This window comes from Chryseobacterium tagetis (assembly GCF_016735585.2).
Lineage (GTDB): Bacteria > Bacteroidota > Bacteroidia > Flavobacteriales > Weeksellaceae > Chryseobacterium > Chryseobacterium tagetis.
This window is the reverse complement of record NZ_JAERSE020000004.1, coordinates 384534-405221: the sequence shown is the minus strand read 5'-3', so window position 1 is coordinate 405221 and position 20688 is coordinate 384534. Positions and strand designations below refer to the sequence as shown.

General features: G+C 36.4%; 16 protein-coding genes. 14 read left to right on the top strand and 2 right to left on the bottom strand.

The genetic code is table 11. The features are described from left to right. Positions 1–5: 5 nt before the first annotated feature. The 6 genes from JI747_RS15760 to JI747_RS15735 all read left to right on the top strand — a co-directional run bounded on the left by JI747_RS15760 (position 6) and on the right by JI747_RS15735 (position 11583). Complete coding sequence (locus tag JI747_RS15760) at positions 6–707, top strand: PspA/IM30 family protein (protein WP_225689842.1); 702 nt, start codon at positions 6–8, stop codon at positions 705–707. A 2-nt stretch (positions 708–709) separates the two neighbouring features. Continuing rightward, positions 710–1357 carry a hypothetical protein gene (locus JI747_RS15755; RefSeq protein ID WP_225689841.1) on the top strand — a complete coding sequence of 216 codons (648 nt, stop codon included), beginning with the start codon at positions 710–712 and terminating at the stop codon, positions 1355–1357. 108 nt (positions 1358–1465) lie between these two features. Next, the gene (locus JI747_RS15750) at positions 1466–3475 is read left to right on the top strand and encodes a flotillin family protein (RefSeq protein WP_225689840.1); all 2010 of its coding nucleotides are present in this window, start codon (positions 1466–1468) and stop codon (positions 3473–3475) included. Between the two features lie 152 nt (positions 3476–3627). Next, entirely contained in the window at positions 3628–8436 is a 4809-nt protein-coding gene (locus tag JI747_RS15745; RefSeq protein WP_225689839.1) for a DNA repair ATPase, read from the top strand. A gap of 462 nt (positions 8437–8898) precedes the next feature. Then, entirely contained in the window at positions 8899–10437 is a 1539-nt protein-coding gene (locus JI747_RS15740; protein ID WP_225689838.1) for a SulP family inorganic anion transporter, read from the top strand. Between the two features lie 111 nt (positions 10438–10548). Then, positions 10549–11583 (top strand): TerC/Alx family metal homeostasis membrane protein, encoded by a 1035-nt coding sequence (locus JI747_RS15735; RefSeq protein WP_394371156.1) that lies wholly within the window; start codon positions 10549–10551, stop codon positions 11581–11583. 24 nt (positions 11584–11607) lie between these two features. Here the strand turns inward: JI747_RS15735 and JI747_RS15730 are convergent, their stop codons facing one another. Then, positions 11608–12609, bottom strand: coding sequence for a catalase family protein (locus tag JI747_RS15730; RefSeq protein ID WP_225689837.1), 1002 nt, complete (start codon positions 12607–12609; stop codon positions 11608–11610). Between the two features lie 232 nt (positions 12610–12841). On the opposite strand from JI747_RS15730, the gene JI747_RS15725 reads away from it, so the two are divergent. The 4 genes from JI747_RS15725 (at position 12842) to JI747_RS15710 (ending at position 15513) form a co-directional block, all read left to right on the top strand. Then, positions 12842–13276 (top strand): FKBP-type peptidyl-prolyl cis-trans isomerase, encoded by a 435-nt coding sequence (locus tag JI747_RS15725; protein ID WP_225689836.1) that lies wholly within the window; start codon positions 12842–12844, stop codon positions 13274–13276. A gap of 108 nt (positions 13277–13384) precedes the next feature. Then, positions 13385–14335, top strand: a complete 951-nt coding sequence (locus tag JI747_RS15720; RefSeq protein WP_225689835.1) for a hypothetical protein — start codon at positions 13385–13387, stop codon at positions 14333–14335. Between the two features lie 57 nt (positions 14336–14392). Then, the gene (locus JI747_RS15715; RefSeq protein ID WP_225689834.1) at positions 14393–14803 is read left to right on the top strand and encodes an Rrf2 family transcriptional regulator; all 411 of its coding nucleotides are present in this window, start codon (positions 14393–14395) and stop codon (positions 14801–14803) included. Between the two features lie 59 nt (positions 14804–14862). Continuing rightward, entirely contained in the window at positions 14863–15513 is a 651-nt protein-coding gene (locus JI747_RS15710) for an NAD(P)-dependent oxidoreductase (RefSeq protein WP_225689833.1), read from the top strand. Positions 15514–15581: 68 nt separating this feature from the next. Here the strand turns inward: JI747_RS15710 and JI747_RS15705 are convergent, their stop codons facing one another. Continuing rightward, positions 15582–16592, bottom strand: coding sequence for a M23 family metallopeptidase (locus tag JI747_RS15705; protein ID WP_225689832.1), 1011 nt, complete (start codon positions 16590–16592; stop codon positions 15582–15584). A gap of 241 nt (positions 16593–16833) precedes the next feature. Between JI747_RS15705 and JI747_RS15700 the strand changes: the two genes are divergently transcribed. The 4 genes from JI747_RS15700 (at position 16834) to JI747_RS15685 (ending at position 20678) form a co-directional block, all read left to right on the top strand. Then, on the top strand, positions 16834–17856 hold the full coding sequence (locus JI747_RS15700; protein WP_225689831.1) for an NAD(P)H-dependent glycerol-3-phosphate dehydrogenase: 1023 nt from the start codon (positions 16834–16836) through the stop codon (positions 17854–17856). 196 nt (positions 17857–18052) lie between these two features. Next, a complete protein-coding gene (gene mqo / locus JI747_RS15695) occupies positions 18053–19558 on the top strand; it encodes a malate dehydrogenase (quinone) (RefSeq protein WP_225689830.1) in 1506 nt (501 codons plus the stop codon). Positions 19559–19578: 20 nt separating this feature from the next. Continuing rightward, complete coding sequence (locus JI747_RS15690; protein WP_225689829.1) at positions 19579–20031, top strand: hypothetical protein; 453 nt, start codon at positions 19579–19581, stop codon at positions 20029–20031. Continuing rightward, positions 20031–20678 (top strand): DUF1684 domain-containing protein, encoded by a 648-nt coding sequence (locus tag JI747_RS15685; protein WP_225689828.1) that lies wholly within the window; start codon positions 20031–20033, stop codon positions 20676–20678. Before JI747_RS15690 ends, JI747_RS15685 begins: the two co-directional genes overlap by 1 nt. Positions 20679–20688 lie beyond the last annotated feature (10 nt).

The following is a 20688-nucleotide window of genomic DNA, read 5'->3' as shown; positions in this document are numbered from 1 at the left end:
TTGATATGAATATTTTTAAAAGATTGTTTAATATAGGAAAAGCTGAAATTCATTCAGCCATAGACGGATTTGAAGATCCGATTAAACTTACAGAACAAGGGATAAGAGACATGAAAGAGCAGTTGTCGAAAAGTGTGGAAGCTTTAGCTCAGCTGAAGGCACTATCGATCCGTAAAAAAAATGAATCGGAAAGAGAAGATCAGACCGCAAAAGATTATTATGGAAAAGCCATTGTTCTGGTGCAAAAAGCTGAAAAAGGAGAGATTACTGCAGAAGAGGCGGATCGTTTGGCAAAAGAAGCACTTAAAAAACAGACGGCAGCTCAGGAAAATGCAGTACATCTGAATAAAGAACATGAAAAACTTCATGCAGAATGTGAAAAGATGCAGACCAATATCAATACACTGAAATCGAACATTTCTAAATGGGAAAATGAACTTAAAACCTTAAAAGCGAGAGTTCAGGTGAGTGAAGCGACAAAGGATATTAACAAGAAAATGACGCAGATCGATACCCATTCTACAGTGAATATGTTGGAGAAATTAAAAGAAAGAGTGGTACAGCAGGAAGCTTTGGCAGAAGCGTATTTGGATATTTCAACGGCGGGAAAATCGATTGATGATGAAATTGATGCCGTAGTGAAAAATGATGACACACAAGCTGAGGATGCTTTAAAAAAATTAAAGGAATCCCTTAAAAAAGAATAACGATGAATTTTCAGGAATTTTTGAATGTAGCTTTTTCTCCGGTCAATACGGTTCTTAGTGTTTTGCTGATTCTGTCAGCATTGTACTGGGTGTTTACGATTGTTACAGGATTGGATATTGATGTTGGGATAGATGCCGATGTGGATGTCGATTTTGATGCGCCGGATGGTCATGTTCATATTCCTGAAGATCCTTCGGCGTGGGTTCAGTTTCTGAAGTTTTTGAATCTGGATATCGTTCCGATGACTTATTTTCTGACGCTCACATTGCTTTTTACCTGGTTGGGTTCAGTTTATCTTACGATGTTTATACCATTGCCTACCTGGTTGGGAATCGTTATCATATTACCTCTGTTGATCGGAAGTATATTATTGACGAAAATTATTCTCAAACCGTTAAACCCTTTCTTTAAAGAAATTAATCATAAAGGAGAGCGTCCGCATGATTTTTTGGGGAGAGAAGGAAGAATGAAATCCAGTATCAACGGAACCAAAACAGGAATACTGGAAGTTTTTATCGGGAGCGATCCTATGACGCTTATGGTGAAAAGTAAAGATGGCGAAATGATAGAGCATGGCGACCGTGTAGTCATTGTAGACGAAGATCCGGATAAAAGAATATACTATGTAGCTAAAGAATTACACCTTTAAAAAAATAAAATGCTAATGATTTTCATGGAAATTTTGAATTTTATCCTTGATCTTTTTCTTTAAAAAATTAAATAAAAAAACACATTAAAATATATAAACTATAACAATATGAATATGCCTTTAATTGTAGGAATTGTTGTTGCGGTAATCGCATCTATCGGATTGATTTTCTGGATTCTTTCAATGTATAAAAAAACTGTACAGGGAATCGTTATTTTAAGAACGGGATATGGTGGAACAAAAGTCTTTTTCAACGCGGGAATTGTAATCCCGATCATTCACAGAATGGAATCAATGGATATTTCAGTGAAGAAACTGGAGATTTCCAGAGAAGGAAGAGCAGGTTTGATCTGTAAAGACAATATGAGAGCTGATATTCAGGTGGCTTTCTTCATCAGAGTCAATAAATCCGTAGATGATATTGTCAACGTTGGTCAGACGATCGGTTGTCAGAGAGCTTCAGATATCAATACCCTTAGAGAATTGTTTGAAGCTAAATTTTCCGAAGCCTTAAAAACAGTCGGTAAAAAATTTGAATTCATTGAATTATACGAAGCAAGAAGTGAATTCCGTCAGGAGATTTTAGATATTATCGGAACAGATCTGAACGGATATGTTTTAGATGACTGTGCTATCGATTACCTGGAGCAGACTTCAATTGACAACTTAGATAAAGACAATATTCTTGATTCTGAAGGGATTAAAAAAATTACCGAATTAACGGCAACTCAGAATATTAAAGCCAATCAGGTTCGTAGAGACGAGGAAAAAACAATTACCAAGCAGAATGTTGAAGCCCGTGAAGCGATTTTGGAACTCGAAAAGCAGTTAGCTGAAAAAGAAGAATCTCAGAAAAGAGAAGTAGCCAATATCAAAGCGCGCGAGAATGCTGAAATTCTAAAAGTGGATGAAGAAGAAAGGCTAAAATATGAAACCGTTCGTATTGCCACAGAAGAAAAACTTCAGATCGCAGAAGAAAACAAGCAGAGACAGGTTGTTATTGCTGCTAAAAATAAAGAACGTGCCGATTTGGTAGAAACAGAAAGAGTACAGAAAGACAAAATGTTGGAAGCAACAGAAAGAGAACGTATTGTTTCTTTGGCACAGATTGAAAAAGACAAAGCGATCGAACTGGAGAAGAAAAGTATTCAGGATGCAATTCGTGAGCGTTTGACGATGGAAAAAACCGTCGTGGAAGAACAACAGGGAATCAAAGATTTGGAAGCCTTCAAAACGGCAGAAAGAAACAAGCAGGTAGAAATTACGGTAGCGACTCAGGAAGCTGAAAAGAAATTGATCGGAGAAACAAGAGCGGCCGAAGCAAGAAAATTAGCAGCGGAAAAAGATGCTCAGAAATATGTGATCGAAGCACAGGCAAAAAGAGATGCAGCAGAAAAAGAAGCAGAAGCGCGTAAGATCATCGCTGATGCAAAAGCGAAAGAAGAAGCTACGGTAGGTTTATCAGAAGCTCAGGTAATGCATGCAAAAGCGGAGGCTCAGGAAAGACAGGGAATTGTAGAAGCTATAGTGATCGAGAAAAAAGCAGATGCGATCAAAAAAGAAGGAATTGCTCAGGCAGAAGTCATCAAAGAAAAAGCGTTGGCGGAAGCGGCAGGAATTACCGAAAAAGCAGAAGCCATGAAGAAGCTGAACGATGCAGGAAAAGACCACGAAGAATTCCGTCTGACGTTGGCAAAAGAAAAAGAAGTGGAATTGGCTCAGATTTCGATTCAGAAAGACATTGCACAAGCTCAGGCTGGTGTTTTGGCTGAAGCATTCAAAACTGCAAAAATTGATATTGTGGGTGGAGACAATACCTTCTTCGATAATGTGGTTCGTCAGGTTTCTGCAGGAAAAGGTCTGGATAAATTTATCAGCCACAGTGAAAATGCTCAGTTGGTGAAAGAAAACCTTTTGGGAGATGGAGAAAACCTGATCTCTAAAGTGATGGGAATGGTTGATAAATACAATATTTCTTCCGAAGACATCAAAAACATGAGCATTGCAAGTCTTATTTTCAAGTTGAATAATATGGCCAATCAGCAGGAAAGAGGTCTTCTGGACAGAGCGATGGATATGGCGAAACATTTGGGAATAGACCAGAAACCAATCAGATAAAAACACGACTAAATTATATTGTAAAACTCTCATTGTATACTTTTTTAATCATACTTTGAGAGTTTTTCTAAAATATATGTTTTTCTAAAAAGCATTTTTTTAACAGAGATACGGATCCAACATCCTGTATCTAAATCTAATATCTCATTACTATGTCAGAAAAATTAAATTCAGGGACATACGAAATTATACAAAACCGTCTGAATGATCAGAAAAACGATCTTATTCAGCGACTTCAGCGACTTAATGAAAACCGGAAAGATATTTTTGGCGGGGTAGACTTCTCTCTGATTGCCAATGAAAGAATTTCTACTGCTCACAATTGTGTCGCGAAAGATATTTATTCATTAAAAGACAATCTGATCTTCGGATCTAATGCACACCTTGGATTACAGACGGAAATTAACATCACAGACGTTTTTTCTGTTTATAAAATTAATAACAACCGTTTTGAACCACAGGATTCTTCATTGATTACTGATGAAGTATTTATTGATGAATTTAAAAACCTTTATAAATATTATAGAAATACCTTCTTCGCGCGCTTTCACTTCACTGAAAACTATTTATATATGGTTTTTCAGCTCTCTGAAAGTACAACCGATATCAAAGCGTTCAAATGGCTCATCAAAGAAGATCAGTTAATCTACGTTGATTCCAGAAGCGCTTCAGAAGTTACGTATCCACCACAACATGGTTTTGCATGGACTAAGGCTACAAGAGATATGCAGCGAAACGGAAAATTTCCTCACGTTTCTTTAGCAGATAAAGTTTTTGTAGAATCCATCGGAGGTGATATCACCATTAAAATTGAAGACAATACCGAAACAGGAAAGGGAATTTACTCAGAAGATGTCATTCACAAAGACCAGAATCTGGATGATGCTGAAATTCATTTCTGTGATCTGGATAATTTAGTGATTTTCAAAATCAGACCTTATCAGGAAACGGAACGTTATTTCATTTATAATCATAAAGAAAAAAACGTTTCCAGAGTGGATACCTTAAAACATTCGGGAGTCTTGCTTCCGGAAAATCAAGGGATTTTATTTTCCAACGGATATGCTTTGCAGACGGGAGGTTTAAAGGTAATTTCTCAGGATATTAACAGACTTCACTATCTGAAAACCATTCAGGAACCGAACGGTGAAAACTTCATGTATGTTTTCTACGATGATAAAACCAATAATTATCAGCTGATCTCATACAATATCATTACCCAGACCATTGAAACCCCTATCCGTTGCAGCGGATATACGATTTTAAATAATGGAGAACTCATCTATCTTCGTGAAAGTGTAGAAACGACTAAACATCATTTGGCTCAAATCTGGCAAACACCTTATTCTAAGGAATTACAGCCGAATCTGGATAAATCGGACAGTCTTTTATATAAAATAGGAAACAAAGACATCGTTCGTGTGATGGCGGAAAGCCAGGAGCTGATCACGCTTCTGAACAAAAAAGATTCTTACAGCGGATTGTATGATGATATCGTCAAACTTTCGACGGCAATTTTAGATTCTTACTATTTTTTAAATGATGATGAGGTTCAGAACCTTGATCTTCCTTTAAAAGAAATCAGAAATATAGCCCATTCTGCCATCAACGAATATGAAAAAGTGGTAGAGCAGAAGAAAAGTACGGCAGAAGCGGTTGAAAAAATCAAAGCTGCTTGTGAGAAAATTTTAGACGATACCAAAAGGATCAATTATTCTCAGCTTACCGATTATATCGATATGCTTTCACAGATCCGTGCATTGCGTGGTGAAATTACCGGTGCAAGAGAACTAAAATATGTAGAAGTTCCTCTACTGGATCAGCTGGAAAAATCTTTGGCAGAGCGTTCGGACGAATTGTCGAATGCCTGTGTGAATTTTCTTTTGCAGGAAAATTCATTGGCTCCCTATCAGCAAAGAGCGCAGACCATTTCTGAAAATATCATCAACCTTCAGAAAGCGATCGATGCAAAAACGATTGATGAAGAGATTACAAATCTTTCCGGCCAGCTTGAACTTTTGGTGGATATCGTCAATAACTTAAAAATTGAAGACACTTCCCATTCAACCCAGATCATCGAGAATATTTCCGTGATTTTTGCAAGGCTGAATCAGGAAAGACTGGAATTAACAAAACGTAAAAGAGAAATTTCCGGAAAAGAACTGTCTGCAGATTTTCAGGCGCAGATGATGTTGTTTGATCAGTCGGTAATTAACTTCCTGGAACTTTCGCAGACTCCTGAAAAATGTGATGAATATCTCACCAAACTCTCCATTCAGCTTGAAGAAATGGAAACAAAGTTTGTTGATTTTGATGAATTCATTCAGAAAATAGGAGAGAAGAGAGAAGAGGTATACGGACATTTTCAGAATAAAAGAGTTCAGCTTACCGAGTCGAGAAACAAACGTACCCAAAGTTTGTACGATTCAGCAAAGAGAATTTTAAAATCTGTGCAGACCAAAGCAGAGTCCTTTGATTCGGAAAACGAGATCAATGGATACTTTGCTACCGATTTGATGGTAGAGAAAGTTCGTGATCTTTCAAGACAGCTGAGCGAAATGGAAGACTCAGCAAAGTCAGAAGAAATTCAGACTTTGTTAAAAACTTCTCAGCAAGAATCGGTAAGAAAGCTGAAAGATAAAAAAGAAATCTATGCAGACGGAGATCATGTGATTGCTTTGGGAGATTATAAATTTGCAGTCAATCAACAGAAGCTTGATCTTACGTTGGTGATGCGAAATGCACAGTACTATTATCATTTAACAGGAACGGCATTCTATGAGCAACTTCAATTTGATGCCCTTTCAGACTATAAAGAAGTCTGGAATCAGGAATTTATCTCAGAAAATAATGTGGTAAAACGTTTTGAATATCTTGCCTGGAATATTTTTTCAAAACATCAGGATATCTACCCTGAACAACAAAACCGGGAGTTTATACAGCAGTTTATGACTCAGCATTTCGGAGAAGGATTGGTGAAAGGAATTCATGATGAAGATGCTTTGACGATTGTTTCAAAACTTCAGCAGATTCATAATGAATTGGGACTGATGCGTTTTACCTCTAATGAAAGAGCTTTAGCACAGTTGCTCTGGAGCTTTTTGAAAGAAGAAAGAAAAGAGTATTATCAAAAGCAGTTTGAAATTATTTCTCTGATTTCATCATCATTTACCTCAAAAAATGGATTTGAACGGTTAACTGTTGAACTGTCAGAAGAAATTAAAGCTTTTGCAGAACAGTATCAGATTTTTGTGGAGGTGGACTTTTCCAATGCTGCAGAATATCTGAAAACAGAGAACCGACCGCATTTTATAATCTCTGAAAAAGCCGCGATATTGTATCAAATGTTTTTTAAAGATTTAAAAGAACACGGAAAAGATATTGAATTTACAGATCAGCTGAAAATGCTCCATCTTTATCCTTCTGCCTGCTTTTCAATGGCGGAGAGTGCAGTGGAAGCATTTGCAAGTCATTCAGAATTAAATACTGAAAACGGAATCATTAATGAAGTGGCGGTGTTTTTAATTTCTCAGAATTTTGACGAGAAAAATATTCACCACACAACGTATGAAGTGAGTTTAAAAGAATTACGCTCTTTGGAAAAAGACGCTGAATATATTTTAAATTATTATGAATTCACCTCACGTTTAAAACATTACAGCGAAATCACCGTTCCGAAATTCCGAAATCTGAATGAACTGAAAACAAAATGGGTAAATGAGAAAAAGAAAGCCCTGAAAATAGAAACGTTCCAGTCTCAGGTTCTGAGTTCTTTTGTAAGAAATAAACTGATCAGTGAGGTCTATTTTCCTTTGATTGGAGCCAATCTGGCAAAACAGTTAGGTACCGTAGGAAATGACAAACGTACCGACAGAATGGGAATGCTGCTTTTGGTTTCGCCTCCGGGTTACGGTAAAACAACCTTAATGGAATATATGGCGGACCGAATGGGATTGGTTTTTATGAAAATCAATGGACCGTCAATCGGTCACGATATCGTTTCCACAGATCCGAATGAAGCTAAAAATGCAGGAGCAAGACAGGAACTTGAAAAACTGAACCTTGCTTTGGAAATGGGAGATAATGTGATGCTGTATTTGGACGATATTCAGCACTGTAATCCTGAATTCTTACAAAAATTCATTTCTTTAGCGGATGGACAGAGAAAAATTGAAGGGATCTACAATGGAGAAAGTAAAACGTATGACTTAAGATCAAAACGTTTCTGTCTGGTAATGGCAGGAAATCCATACACGGAAAGCGGTGAGAAATTCAGAATTCCGGACATGTTGGCCAACCGTTCAGACACCTATAATTTAGGTGAGATTTCAGGCAGCAAAACAGGTTTATTTGATTTAAGTTTAATTGAAAACGCTTTGATGTCCAATGAATATTTGACCAGACTGACGAATCCGGGAATGCAAAACCTGTATGAATTGTATGACAGCATCGTTTCAAACAGTCCCAATGTAGATTTGATTGGAAACTTTAGTTCCAACGAAATTTCAGATTTCAGAAAAGTACTTGAAAATACATTGAAAGTAAGAGAAACAGTTTTAAAAGTAAATGCTCAATATATCTCTTCTGCTGCAATGGCCGATGAATACAGAAATGAACCAACTTTTAAATTACAAGGATCTTATCGAAACATGAATAAACTGATTGCCCAGATCCAGCCGATTTTGAAAGAAGATGAGGTGACGCAGATCGTCCTGAATCATTATCAGAATGAATCTCAGACGTTAACAACCGGAGCAGAAGCCAATATGCTGAAGCTGAAAGAACTGATGGGAATGATGAATGAAAGTGAAACAGAACGTTGGGAAGGGATCAAAAAAACGTTTGTAAAAAATAAAACACTGAAAGGTCTCGGAGAGAACGACAGAATGGCGCAGGTGGTTGCTTTGCTTGCCCAGTTCAGTGAAGGGCTCGAAGGAATAAAAGATGTTCTTAAAAACTAATATCCAAGAAAAGGCTACAGAAATTTGTAGTCTTTTTTATTTAAAATGAAGTCTGTTTTAAACTCATATTAAAATTAACCACAAAAGAGACAAAAGCTATTGATACAGATACTATGAGATACTGAAAGCACTCAAAAGGATAAAAAAATCAAAGATTTTTAAAGACTTGGGCGTTCTTTTTTCAGCCTAATGATCAACTTTAAATGTATAATATAAATCTTTTGTGCCTTTTGTGGTTAAATAAAAATTTTAAACAGGTGTATGATTTAAAAATGACGAATTGCAGATCCACTTTTAAGTTTTTATCTTTGCAGAAATTATGAGAACAAAAACCAAGACTTCTTCTGAAGTTACACCGCTTTAAGGATTTTCTATTCCACCTGTTTTTTTTCAATTCCTGAAAAAGGTAGGATATACTGTTTTCAAAAATCAATTTTAAATCCTTAACAATCAATTTTTCCAATGGAAAATTCTCTTAAACTGTTTGACTTTTCAAAGAAAATTAATTATAAAAACGAAATTTTAGCAGGACTTACGGTCGCAATGACCATGATTCCTGAATCTTTATCCTTTGCCATTCTTGCCGGGCTTTCCCCTCTTACAGGATTGTACGCTGCTTTTATGATGGGATTGGTTACTGCCATTTTAGGCGGTCGGCCCGGAATGGTTTCCGGAGGAGCAGGAGCAACAATCGTTGTTTTGATAGCCTTGATAAAAACTCATGGTATCGAATATCTTTTTGCCACAGTTGTTCTTGCCGGAATTTTTCAGCTGTTGGTAGGTGTCCTCAAACTCGGAAAATTTGTGAGATTAATTCCACAACCGGTAATGTATGGTTTTTTGAACGGTTTGGCGGTTATTATTTTTATGGCGCAGATCGAACAGTTTAAATTTACTGACGCTCATGGAGCTGTAAGCTGGCTTCAGGGAACTTCATTATATAGTATGGTGGGATTAACGGCATTAACGATTGCCATTGTTTATTTTTTTCCAAAAATTACAAAAGTGGTTCCGGCATCTCTGGTGGCTATTTTAATTGTTTTTGGAGTTGTTGTAGGATTTGGGATCAATACAAAAACGGTCGCGGATATTGCTCATATTAGCGGAAGTTTACCAAGTTTTCATATTCCGGGTATTCCTTTTTCATTAGAAACGTTGCAGATTATTTTTCCTTATGCTTTAATTATGGCCGGAGTTGGTTTGATTGAATCATTGTTGACCTTATCAATGGTTGATGAAATTACCAATTCAAAAGGAAATGCCAATAAAGAATCTGTAGCGCAGGGTGTAGCCAATATTACAAATGGTTTCTTCGGAGGAATGGGAGGTTGCGCGATGGTTGCACAGACTCTGGTGAATTTAAATGCAGGTTCAAGAGCTAGACTTTCGGGAATTATTGCTTCAATCACGATCCTGATCATTATTCTGGTTGGAGCTCCGTTTATAGAAAAAATTCCGATGGCTGCTTTGGTAGGAGTGATGATGGTAGTGGCCATCAGTACATTTCAGTGGGTATCTATCAGAATTGTCAACAAAATGCCGAAGTCTGATATTTTTGTTGGAATGACGGTCGCTTTAATTACCATTGTGCTTCACAATCTGGCATTGGCGGTTTTAGTAGGAGTGATTATTTCGGCATTGGTTTTTGCCTGGGATAATGCGACAAGAATTCGTGCCCGAAAACATACTGACGAAAACGGAGTTAAATACTATGAAATCTTAGGTCCGTTATTTTTCGGGTCTGTAACCACTTTTACAGATAAATTTGATCCGAACAATGATCCTGAACAAGTGGTAATTGATTTTAAGGAAAGCCGGATTGTTGATATGAGTGCGATTGATGCTTTAGATAAATTATCAAAAAGATACGCTCAGCAAAATAAAAGGCTGCATTTAAAACATTTGAGCGAAGACTGTCGGAAAATGCTGAAAAATGCAGAAGCGGTTATTGAGGTCAATATTCAGGATGATCCGACGTATAAAGTGATGCCTGAGAAGTGATTTTTTTGATCTATTTCGAATGAGAAGAGTCAGGAATATAAATAGGCTGTCTTAGATTTAAATGGTATCTTTGGCAGTAAGCGAGCCACAATATTTTAATATAAAAACATAGTGAAACAAAATATTTTAGATCTTCATCCGGCGTTGGTGTGGGGATTTGCCATAACGGTATTGGTTATGTTGCTTTTAGACTTAGGAATTTTCAATAAGAAAAGCCATGAAGTTTCTTCAAAAGAAGCTACCATCTGGTCGGTGGTTTGGATTTCTTTATCTATGATTTTTTCTGGCGTTGTGTATTGGGTTTTTAATGAAGCTGAAGGACACAAGCTTGCCGTAGAAAAATTCACACAATATCAGGCGGCGTATTGGATAGAAAAAGCACTTTCTGTAGATAATCTATTCGTTTTTATTTTAGTATTCGGATTCTTTAAAGTTCCTAAGCATCTTCATCATAAAGTGCTGTTTTGGGGAATTATCGGGGCTTTAATATTCAGGGCGATATTTATTTTTGCCGGAATAGGAATCATTAATCTGACCTACCTTCCGGAAATGGAGGTATTTGGAGATCCTGTAAAGATTAATGTGGTAATGACCTTATTTGGTTTGTTCCTAGTGTATGCGGGAATCAAATCCTGGGGAGGACATGATGATCAGGAAGACGAAGATTACAGCGATTCTGCCGGTGCAAAACTTGTAAAAAGCTTTTGGAAAGTTTCTTCCACCTATGATGGCGACAAATTCTTCACCATTCAGAGCGGTATAAAAATGGCGACTCCGCTTTTGGTAGTGGTTGCCGTTATTGAATTTACGGATGTTCTTTTTGCAGTAGATTCCATTCCAGCCATATTTGCGATTTCAAACGATCCTTTTATTCTTTATACATCGAATATTTTTGCCATTTTAGGACTTAGATCCCTATATTTCTTATTGGCTAATTTCATTTATATGTTTAGCAAATTGTCCTATGGTTTGGCAATTATTTTATCCTTCATTGGGGTAAAAATGCTGATAGCTCCGTGGATTCACATTCCATCTCCGGTTTCTTTAGGAATTGTGGGAGGAGTTTTAGTGATTTCCGTTATTGTCTCGATGCTGTTTCCAGATAATAAAATGAAAAAACAATTAGAAGAAAATGAAAATATTTAGGCTTTACATCAGTAAAGCCTTTTTTTATTTATACTTTAAAAGCTTGTTGATCTTTTTTCTCGTCTGTAATGAAACTTTATAGGCTTCATCTCTTAACTTCTGAATCTTTCCGACCGGCTGAAAGATTTCGGCACTTTCAAAAGGATTAAAAGACAATAATTCATTGTCGCAGCTGGTAGAATTTTGAAACGAATCTTTTTCAAACCTGATCTCGCCTAATTTTATAAAAGGGGAGTTTTTCCATTCAATATTTAATCTGTTGATCGGCTGATCTTTCAGGTCATAGCACAGCTGAATAAAAACTTCAGCTTCATAATCATTACTTTCAAAATAACTTTTGACAGACTTCTTGACATCCCTTCTCGTTCCGACCTTTTTCTGAATGTTTTTCGGGCTTATTTTTATTTTCATCATTTTATCATCTAGTCTGTAAGCCCCTACAGAATGAAAATCAAACGATAAAATAAAATCATTTCTTTTCAGGAAAAGACCGATACTGTGCTTTATAAAAGAAAATGTCAGAAAAGAAGGAGCAATTTTCCAGATATTTTTTAAGAATGTCATCCAGTTACCCCATTTCTTGGCATAAAACTTATTGATGGCCGTAAACATCTTTAAAAATGCAGAAACGGAATTGGTAGGAAACAAAGGGAAATTTACCAGAGGATAATTGGAAATCGTACGTCCTGAGTCATCTTTTATCTTGATGGAAAAACCATAAGCGGGAATATCTTTTTTATTCCTTTTTATTTTCAGGTTGGCGTTAGAAAGTCTGGCGACGATTTCATATTGTTCCTTATCAAAAAGGTATTTTAAATCTTGCGGAAGAAGAGGATCGATAATGAAACGTCCTGACAGAACAGCATAAGTTTTTGCATGAGCATTTCTGGTAGCATAGTTTACATCACTTATAGAAGGAGATTGTTCTACAAAATCAGCGATACTTTTCTTCGTTTCTTCCAGCAGTTGTTTTTCCTCATACGAGAGCTTATCGAAGTTCTTATTATATTTTAATGGATCTGGCATTCAGTTTTTAAATCCAATTATAACGCCAAGTTTCCGAAAAGACGTTAACGCAGTATTAAAGATATTTGAACTTTTTGAAGATGAAAAAATAAGGATAATGCTATTCTGTTATAATGTTTTGATAATAAATTGGTTAATTACTATATTTCTTACCATTATATTCAAAAAAACTTCTGGTTTCCGGTTTCTTTCTTCCCGCCTTAAAATCCTATCTTTGTAAAAATATTTAAGTATGGGAGTAGCAGATTTGTTATTTAAGCGTAAAAAAGAACTGGCGGAGAAAAACCTGAAAGACGGTAAAGAATACATGGAAGAATATGGCAAAAGAGAAAGCGTAGTTACTTTGCCAAGCGGATTGCAGTATGAGATCATTACGGAAGGTGACGGTGCAAAACCGGGTCCGAAATCTACCGTAAAATGCCATTATCACGGAACGACGATCACCGGAAAAGTGTTCGACAGCTCTGTGAAAAGAGGAACGCCTGCATCATTTCCTTTAAACAGAGTGATTTCAGGATGGACAGAAGCACTTCAGCTAATGCCTGTTGGAAGTAAATGGAGACTTATCCTTCCTCCACATCTAGCTTACGGAGATCAGGAAATAAGCAAAGAAATAGGACCGAACAGTACACTTGTTTTTGAAGTGGAGCTATTGGGAATTAAATAAATTTCTTTAAAAATAGATTAAAAATTCATCCGGATTCGGGTGGATTTTTTTATTTATAGTATATTAGTATAGTTTAGTTTTTTCCCTGACAATACAAAATGGTTTAAGATGAAAAATTTGTTTTGCTGCTTAGTAATCTTAGGTTTGGTGACTTCCTGCGTTTCAAAGAAAAATCAGGTGATCAATCAGAATATTCTTACGCTGAGAGACAGCTATTGCAAAGCTCCTTTTCAGTATAATTATGCGACTAAAATCCCTTCTTACAATTCAGATTCCATTATCATGGCCAACAAAGAATTGAGGGGAATATTCTCTGATCAGAGCATTCTGATTTTAAATGCTTTAAATAACCTTGATGAGGTTCATCAAATTATTAAACTTAAAAAAGACTCTTCTTTAAGCTCGCAGGTAAAAGTACTGCAACTTAAAAGCGTGATCAACAGCAGAATCACCATTGCGCTTACGGAACTAGATGCCGTAGCCGCAGAATTTGACTGTGAAGGGGAGAGAGTGGCACAAATTGGTAACTATGTAGACAATCTGAATGATTCAAGAAATAATAAAATGATTTTATATTCAATCATTGCAGGTGCATCAGCATCTATTGCGGGTGGAATTGTAAAAAACGAAGGATGGAGCAATGCGATTGATATAAGTGGTGGGGTTCTAGGAGCAGGTTTTGGGTTGGCAACCCTTAATCCTAAAGGAAAAAAAGTAGAATTCATTCATCAAAGAAACCTGTTGAGAGATATCTGGAATGAAAAACTTGAATCTCCCAATTTTCCGCCATTCATCTGGTATATGTACACCGAAAAGAAGTTTTCGAACAAAGAAAAACATTCGATTATCAGCAGTATGAAAGAACGGTGGCTTCATTACCAGTTTGATGATGATAAAAATGCAGCAGACCATTCTGTGATTTTCAGTGACGGAGGATATTACAGAGCCAATGATCTGCATAACAGAGCGGCAATGCTCAACCAAATGCAGTCAGCAACAAGAACAATTAATCAGAATATTAATTACCTGCTTTTAGACCTTGATAAATTAATCTTATAATTTAAATGTAATAAAATTTGTTACATTTAAAAATTTGTTTATCTTTGCAATGTAAAAATGAACAATACAAGATTTGCTACGGCAATACATATTATGACATTACTGGCAAAATCGCCTCAGGACTGGTTAAGTTCCGAGTGGATTGCAGGCAGTATAAATATAAATCCTGCTATTGTACGTAAAGAAATAAGTGTATTAAGGGAAGCGGGGCTTATTGTGAGCAAACAGGGAAAAGAGGGGGGGAGCCAGCTTGCCAAGAATGCCGGATCAATTACCATTTCTGAAATTTATTCGGTAGTGAAGAACACAGATGTTTTAGGAAAGAAAAATCAAAATCCAAACCCGGCCTGCAGTGTCGGTAAGGAAATCAATAATCATCTGACCCGTTTATTTATAGAAACAGATGAATTGGTTGTAAAGTTTTTAGGAAATAAATCACTTCAGGAATTTAGTGATCAGTTTGAATAAAATTTTTTAACCATAAATGTAATAATAATTATTACAATTTAATTTTAAAATAAAATAGTATGAAAAAAGTAGCAGTAATCGGTGCAACCGGGTTTGTGGGAACACAGATCGTAAACGAATTGGCAAACAGGGGGTACAAAGTTGAAGCAATTGTAAGAGACGCTTCTAAAGTTCAGCAAAACGAAAACGTATCTGCAAAAAGTGTTGATGTGAACAATGTAGATGAGTTAGCAGGTGCTTTAAATGGAAATGATGCAGTAATCAGCGCTTTCAACGCGGGATGGACGAATCTTAATCTTTATGATGATTTCTTAAACGGTTCAGTAAATATTGAAAATGCAGTGGAAAAATCAGGAGTGAAAAGATTCATTACCGTTGGAGGAGCAGGAAGTTTGTTTATTGATGGGAACCAGTTGGTAGACGGAGCAGATTTTCCGGCAGAAATTAAACCGGGAGCAACAGCAGCAAGAGATTATCTGAACAAAATTAAAGAAAATAAAACATTAGACTGGACGTTCTTCAGCCCGGCCATTGAAATGCATCAGGGAACTGCAGGGGTAAGAACCGGAAAATACAGAACCGGTTTAGAAAATCCTGTATTTAATGAGGAAGGAAGAAGCATACTTTCTGTAGAAGATGTTGCGGTAGCTTTGGTTGACGAACTGGAACAAAATAATCATATCCGTGAGCGTTTTACGGCGGCTTACTAATAAGTTCTTGTATATATAGCTTCGGGCGGCTCCAAAAGAGCCGCCGATTTTTATTGATTAAATAATTTCTATAAATTCATAAACAACTTCGGATTGACCGGAGTATTGTTTTTGTGTACCTCATAATGAAGGTGAGGTCCTGTAGAACGTCCGGAATTTCCTGACTTTGCGATGACTTCTCCAACTTTTACTTTATCATTTACCCTTGCAATAAGCTGGGATAAATGTCCGTAAAGGGTAGCCAGACCATTTCCGTGAGATACGATCACGCAATTTCCGTAACCGCCTTTTTGACCTGAGAAAATCACAGTTCCCGCTGCGGCTGCTTTTACATCAGAACCAAATGCCACTGCAATATCCAATCCTTTATGGAACTGCATTTGATCTGCTTCGGCAGGAGGATTATTTTGTTCAGCGACTGTTTTAGAAGATGTGGCAACAGAAGATTTTGCCGGGGTAGAACTGGCAGCAACAGCCGGAGCTGCTTTGGGAGTTACCATTACTTTTACCTCTCTTTTATTTCCGTAGCTGTCGGTAACTTCAACGATTTTTTCTACAGGTACAGCCTTTACTTCAGGAGCTGGGGCAGAAGCTGCAGCTGGTGTCGCAATATTAGATTTTACCGAAGCATATACTGTTTTGAAAGGAATAGGATTTTTTCTGATCCCGAAATTAGATGAAATATGTCCGTCAGTAGGCATTCCCAGAGGAACCTGCATCAGTTTGTTTTGAAGATCCATCAGATACTGGCTGTATCGGTTGGCCTGTTTTGCAAGGTAAATGGAGTTCGAAATGCTGTCCTTGCTCAGAACGGTCAGTTTTCCATTGCTGATATCTTTTGATCGTAAGAAGGAATTCAGTTCGTTTACGGTTTGATCTACTAATGCAAGATCAGTTTTCATTTTCAGATAATCTACACTGTCTCTTTCAGTGTTTATTTTTACAAGATTTACTTCATAGTTTCTGTTATCTTTCTCAGAAAATAATTTTGCAATGAATATACCTTGTGCAAAAACTACTGATAAAAGTCCGCCTAAGACGAAGTTTACGTTCCTTTTGCTGCTTAGAAATCTCTTCATTTTTCTTTTCTTAGTATTTAAAAACGGTTTTAAGGTTGCAAATTTAATTAAAAATAATTTTTTAAGAATATTTGTGGTGAAAATTTAGTTTTTTATCTATTTAACGCCTAATTAGATATTTAATTGTGTACAAGTGTTAATTTTATCTAAAAATGGCTTTTATCATGTAGTGAAAAGTCTCCTGCAATCTTTGTTTTAATATATTTGCAGTTCACAATCAATTATGGCAAAAAAGAAAAAAATGTCAGAATCTTCAAATACCAAGAAAAATAAAAAAGATGTTTCTGTAGGCGTTGTAGGGAGCGGAAGCTTTGCAACGGCAATTGTAAAAATGCTTGTGGAAAACTGCAAAATAGTGCATTGGTGTGTAAGAAATGAGTTTGTGAAAGGAGCCATCGAACTTCGTGGGCATAATCCGACTTATCTTACCGCAGTCAATTTTAATATTAAAAATCTAAAACTCACAACAGACATCAACGAGTTGGTTTCTGCCTGTGATGTTGTTGTTTTAGCAACCCCTTCCATTTATCTTTCCGATACGCTGGATAAAATGAGTTGTGAATACACCGACAAAATCTTCGTTTCGGCCATTAAAGGGATTATTCCTAAAGTAAATGATGTGGTTGCCCATTATCTGAGAGACGAATTCAAAATCGGATTCAGAAATCAGGCCGTGATTGCAGGACCTTGTCACGCAGAAGAAGTTGCGATGGAAAGACTTTCTTATCTTACCATAGCTACAGTGGAAGAAGAAGTTTCAGAAAAACTCGTAAGTATTTTTAATTCTGACTTTATTAAAGTTCATTCCAGTAAAGATATTTTAGGAAATGAGTACAGTGCGATTCTTAAAAATATTTTTGCAATCGGAGCAGGAATTGCAAGCGGATTAGGGTATGGAGACAATTTTACTGCTGTTTTCGTTTCCAATGCCATCCGTGAAATGGAAACTTTCCTGGAAGCAATTTACGAAGCACCTAGAGACGTGAATGAAAGTGCTTATTTAGGAGATTTACTGGTAACGGCTTATTCTTTATTCTCGAGAAACAGAAACTTAGGAAATCTTATAGGAAAGGGCTATACTGTAAAATCTGCAATTCAGTCGATGAACATGGTGGCGGAAGGATATTACGCTGCAGATTCTATTTATAAAACTTCAAAAGAAAAAGGCTTAAAGCTTCCAATCATTGATACGGTGTACGGAATTCTGTATGAAGGAAAAAATGCAGAAAAACAATTCAAAAAGCTGACTACAAAACTGAATTAGAAATCATTATAAAAAATATAAAAAAGCACCGGCAATTTTGTTGGTGCTTTTTATTTATAGATTCAATTTCAATCCATTGATATTTTCCATTGTATTTCCTTCCGAGAAAAAAAATGTTGAAATAGGCAAAAATAAGATGTTAAAATGAAATCAATTTTAATAAGTTTTCCCGAAATTTGATAGAAAATTTGAAATTATGTCACAATCGCTTATTAGCAGAACACCGAAACCAAAATATGACGTTGTACTGATAGGTGGCGGAATTATGAGTGCCACTTTAGCAACATTACTTCATGAATTTGATCCCAATCTCGAAATTGCAATTTTTGAAAGATTAGGCAGATTTGCAAAAGAAAGTACAGCAGCATGGAATAATGCAGGAACAGGACACTCTGCTTTTTGTGAACTTAATTACACTCCTGAAAAAGAAGACGGATCTATAGATATTTCAAAAGCTGAAAGTATTGCCGAGCAGTTCGAAATTTCAAAACAGTTCTGGTCGTATTTAGTAAGCAAAGGATATATTCATGATCCGAAAGACTTTATCAACTCCTGCTCGCACATGAGTTTGGTGTTTGGTGAAAAAGATGCAGAATATCTTAAAAAGCGTCATGAGAAATTATCAGAATCGGTTTTATTTCAAGGAATGGAATTTTCCAGAGATCATGACAAGTTGAGAGAATGGATTCCTTTGGTCATGAGCAAAAGAAATGAATCGGAAGTTTTAGCGGCTACCAAAATGGATTTAGGTACCGATGTGAACTTCGGAACTTTAACAAGAAAAATGGGAAGACATTTATTGGAAGATTCCAATGTTGAAGTCTTTTTATATCATGAGGTAAAAGACATTGATCCTAGAGATGACGGAAAATGGGAAATGAAGGTGAAGGATAGAATTCATAACCACAAACAGGAGATTGTTGCTGATTTTGTATTTATCGGAGCGGGAGGATATGCTTTACCGTTATTGGATAGTTCGGATATTAAGGAAAGCGAAGGATATGGAGGTTTTCCGGTTTCCGGACAATGGTTGGTTTCCCACAATCAGGAATTGGTGAAAAAACATCAGGCAAAAGTATATACGCAGGCAACGGTAGATGCGCCGCCAATGTCAGTTCCTCACCTGGATTTAAGAATTATTGATGGTGAAAAAGCGCTTCTTTTTGGTCCTTTTGCAGGATTTTCTACAAAATTTCTAAAAGAAGGAAGTTACCTTGATTTGCCGGAAAGTGTAAATACAAAAAATTTGAGATCTCTGTTTGGAGCTTGGTGGCACAATATTCCTTTAACGAAATATCTGATTCAGCAGGTGGCAATGACCAAAGCGCAGAGAATGCAGCATTTGAGAGAATTTATAAAAGATGCCAAAGAAGAAGACTGGGAATTGAAAGTAGCCGGACAAAGAGTACAGATCATTAAAAAAGACGAAAAAGAAGGTGGAAAACTCGAATTCGGAACTGAAGTCGTTGTGAATAAAGCAGGAACGATCGCTTCATTATTGGGAGCTTCACCGGGAGCATCTACAGCGGTATATGCTATGTTAAAAGTTCTTGAAAAATGTTTCCCTGAAAAGCTGGAAGGAGAATGGAAAGACAAATTGCTAGAGATAATTCCTTCTTACGGACAAAAGCTGGCGGAACATCCTGAACTGACAGAAAAAGTACGAAGCTATTCTAAAGAAAAACTTGAATTAGAACATTAAAATAACAAACACAATAAATAATGAGTAATGTAACGATTACTCATTATTTATTACTCATTATCGATAAAATAAACGTGGCTGAAACAATCAATAAACCAATTATAGAAAAAGAAATTCTGGAATCTCTTCAAACCAAAGTAGAGGAGGAGAAACAGGTAATTGTTCATTGCTGTTTTCCGGCATCACCGTTTTTAGGAAACCTGATCAGAATCTGGAGGTCTACGTATCTTTTTGATAATAATTCGGATCACAAAAGTCACCTGATTCATGCGGAAAATATTTCAATATATCCTAATTGGACGGCAGTGCCTTTTATGAAAGACTTTTGGTTTACCCTTGTATTTTCGGGGCTTCCCAAAGATTGTAAAAGTTTCGATTTTCAGGAAGTGATTCCGGAAGAGGGAGGCTTTTTTGTGCAGTCAATTAAAAGAAACTCATCTGACATCTATAAAATTAAAATCTCCGAATCATAATGAAACCCTCTATCATAATTCTTCTTTTACTGATACCTTTCTTCAGCTTTTCCCAAAAGAATGGAGCAACTATGGTCACTTCAAAACAGGAAGCAAAAGAAATTAAAGCCATCAAAAAATTTCAAAAGGATTTGAATGAAGAATATCTGAATCCTAAAGAAACGCCTTTAAGAGGAGATAATTTCACAAACTTTAAAAAACATCCTTTCTTTCCGATAGATTTAAAATACAGAGTACGGGCAAAATTTGTTAAAACAGAAAATCCGGTACCTTTTGATCTTCCGACATCTTCGGGAAAAACAAAATCTTATCAGGAATTCGGAAAAGCAACGTTTGAACTTGACGGAAAGCCTTATACACTTACCGTATACCAGAGTTTGGATCTGATGAAAACGGAAAAATATAAAGATCATCTTTTTCTTCCTTTTCGGGATGTCACCAATACGAAAGAAACCTATGGAGGAGGAAAATACATGGATTTGAAGATTCCTGAAGGAAATTCAATTATTTTAGATTTTAACCAGTCTTATCATCCGTACTGTGCCTACAATGCTTACGACTACAACTGTCCGATTGTTCCTGAAGAAAATAAACTTCCTGTTGAGATCAGAGCAGGAGTAATGTACGAAGATATTTATCACCATTAATTACATTCGC

What these genes read in the sequence shown, in the direction of transcription:
- JI747_RS15710 (WP_225689833.1), top strand. Translation starts at nt 14,863, where the DNA reads ATGAAAAAAGTAGCAGTAATCGGTGCAACCGGGTTTGTGGGAACACAG.
- JI747_RS15730 (WP_225689837.1), bottom strand. Translation starts at nt 12,609, where the DNA reads ATGCCAGATCCATTAAAATATAATAAGAACTTCGATAAGCTCTCGTAT.
- JI747_RS15750 (WP_225689840.1), top strand. Translation starts at nt 1,466, where the DNA reads ATGAATATGCCTTTAATTGTAGGAATTGTTGTTGCGGTAATCGCATCT.
- JI747_RS15705 (WP_225689832.1), bottom strand. Translation starts at nt 16,592, where the DNA reads ATGAAGAGATTTCTAAGCAGCAAAAGGAACGTAAACTTCGTCTTAGGC.
- JI747_RS15685 (WP_225689828.1), top strand. Translation starts at nt 20,031, where the DNA reads ATGAAACCCTCTATCATAATTCTTCTTTTACTGATACCTTTCTTCAGC.
- JI747_RS15760 (WP_225689842.1), top strand. Translation starts at nt 6, where the DNA reads ATGAATATTTTTAAAAGATTGTTTAATATAGGAAAAGCTGAAATTCAT.
- JI747_RS15755 (WP_225689841.1), top strand. Translation starts at nt 710, where the DNA reads ATGAATTTTCAGGAATTTTTGAATGTAGCTTTTTCTCCGGTCAATACG.
- JI747_RS15720 (WP_225689835.1), top strand. Translation starts at nt 13,385, where the DNA reads ATGAAAAATTTGTTTTGCTGCTTAGTAATCTTAGGTTTGGTGACTTCC.
- JI747_RS15690 (WP_225689829.1), top strand. Translation starts at nt 19,579, where the DNA reads ATGAGTAATGTAACGATTACTCATTATTTATTACTCATTATCGATAAA.
- mqo (WP_225689830.1), top strand. Translation starts at nt 18,053, where the DNA reads ATGTCACAATCGCTTATTAGCAGAACACCGAAACCAAAATATGACGTT.
- JI747_RS15740 (WP_225689838.1), top strand. Translation starts at nt 8,899, where the DNA reads ATGGAAAATTCTCTTAAACTGTTTGACTTTTCAAAGAAAATTAATTAT.
- JI747_RS15715 (WP_225689834.1), top strand. Translation starts at nt 14,393, where the DNA reads ATGAACAATACAAGATTTGCTACGGCAATACATATTATGACATTACTG.
- JI747_RS15745 (WP_225689839.1), top strand. Translation starts at nt 3,628, where the DNA reads ATGTCAGAAAAATTAAATTCAGGGACATACGAAATTATACAAAACCGT.
- JI747_RS15700 (WP_225689831.1), top strand. Translation starts at nt 16,834, where the DNA reads ATGTCAGAATCTTCAAATACCAAGAAAAATAAAAAAGATGTTTCTGTA.
- JI747_RS15725 (WP_225689836.1), top strand. Translation starts at nt 12,842, where the DNA reads ATGGGAGTAGCAGATTTGTTATTTAAGCGTAAAAAAGAACTGGCGGAG.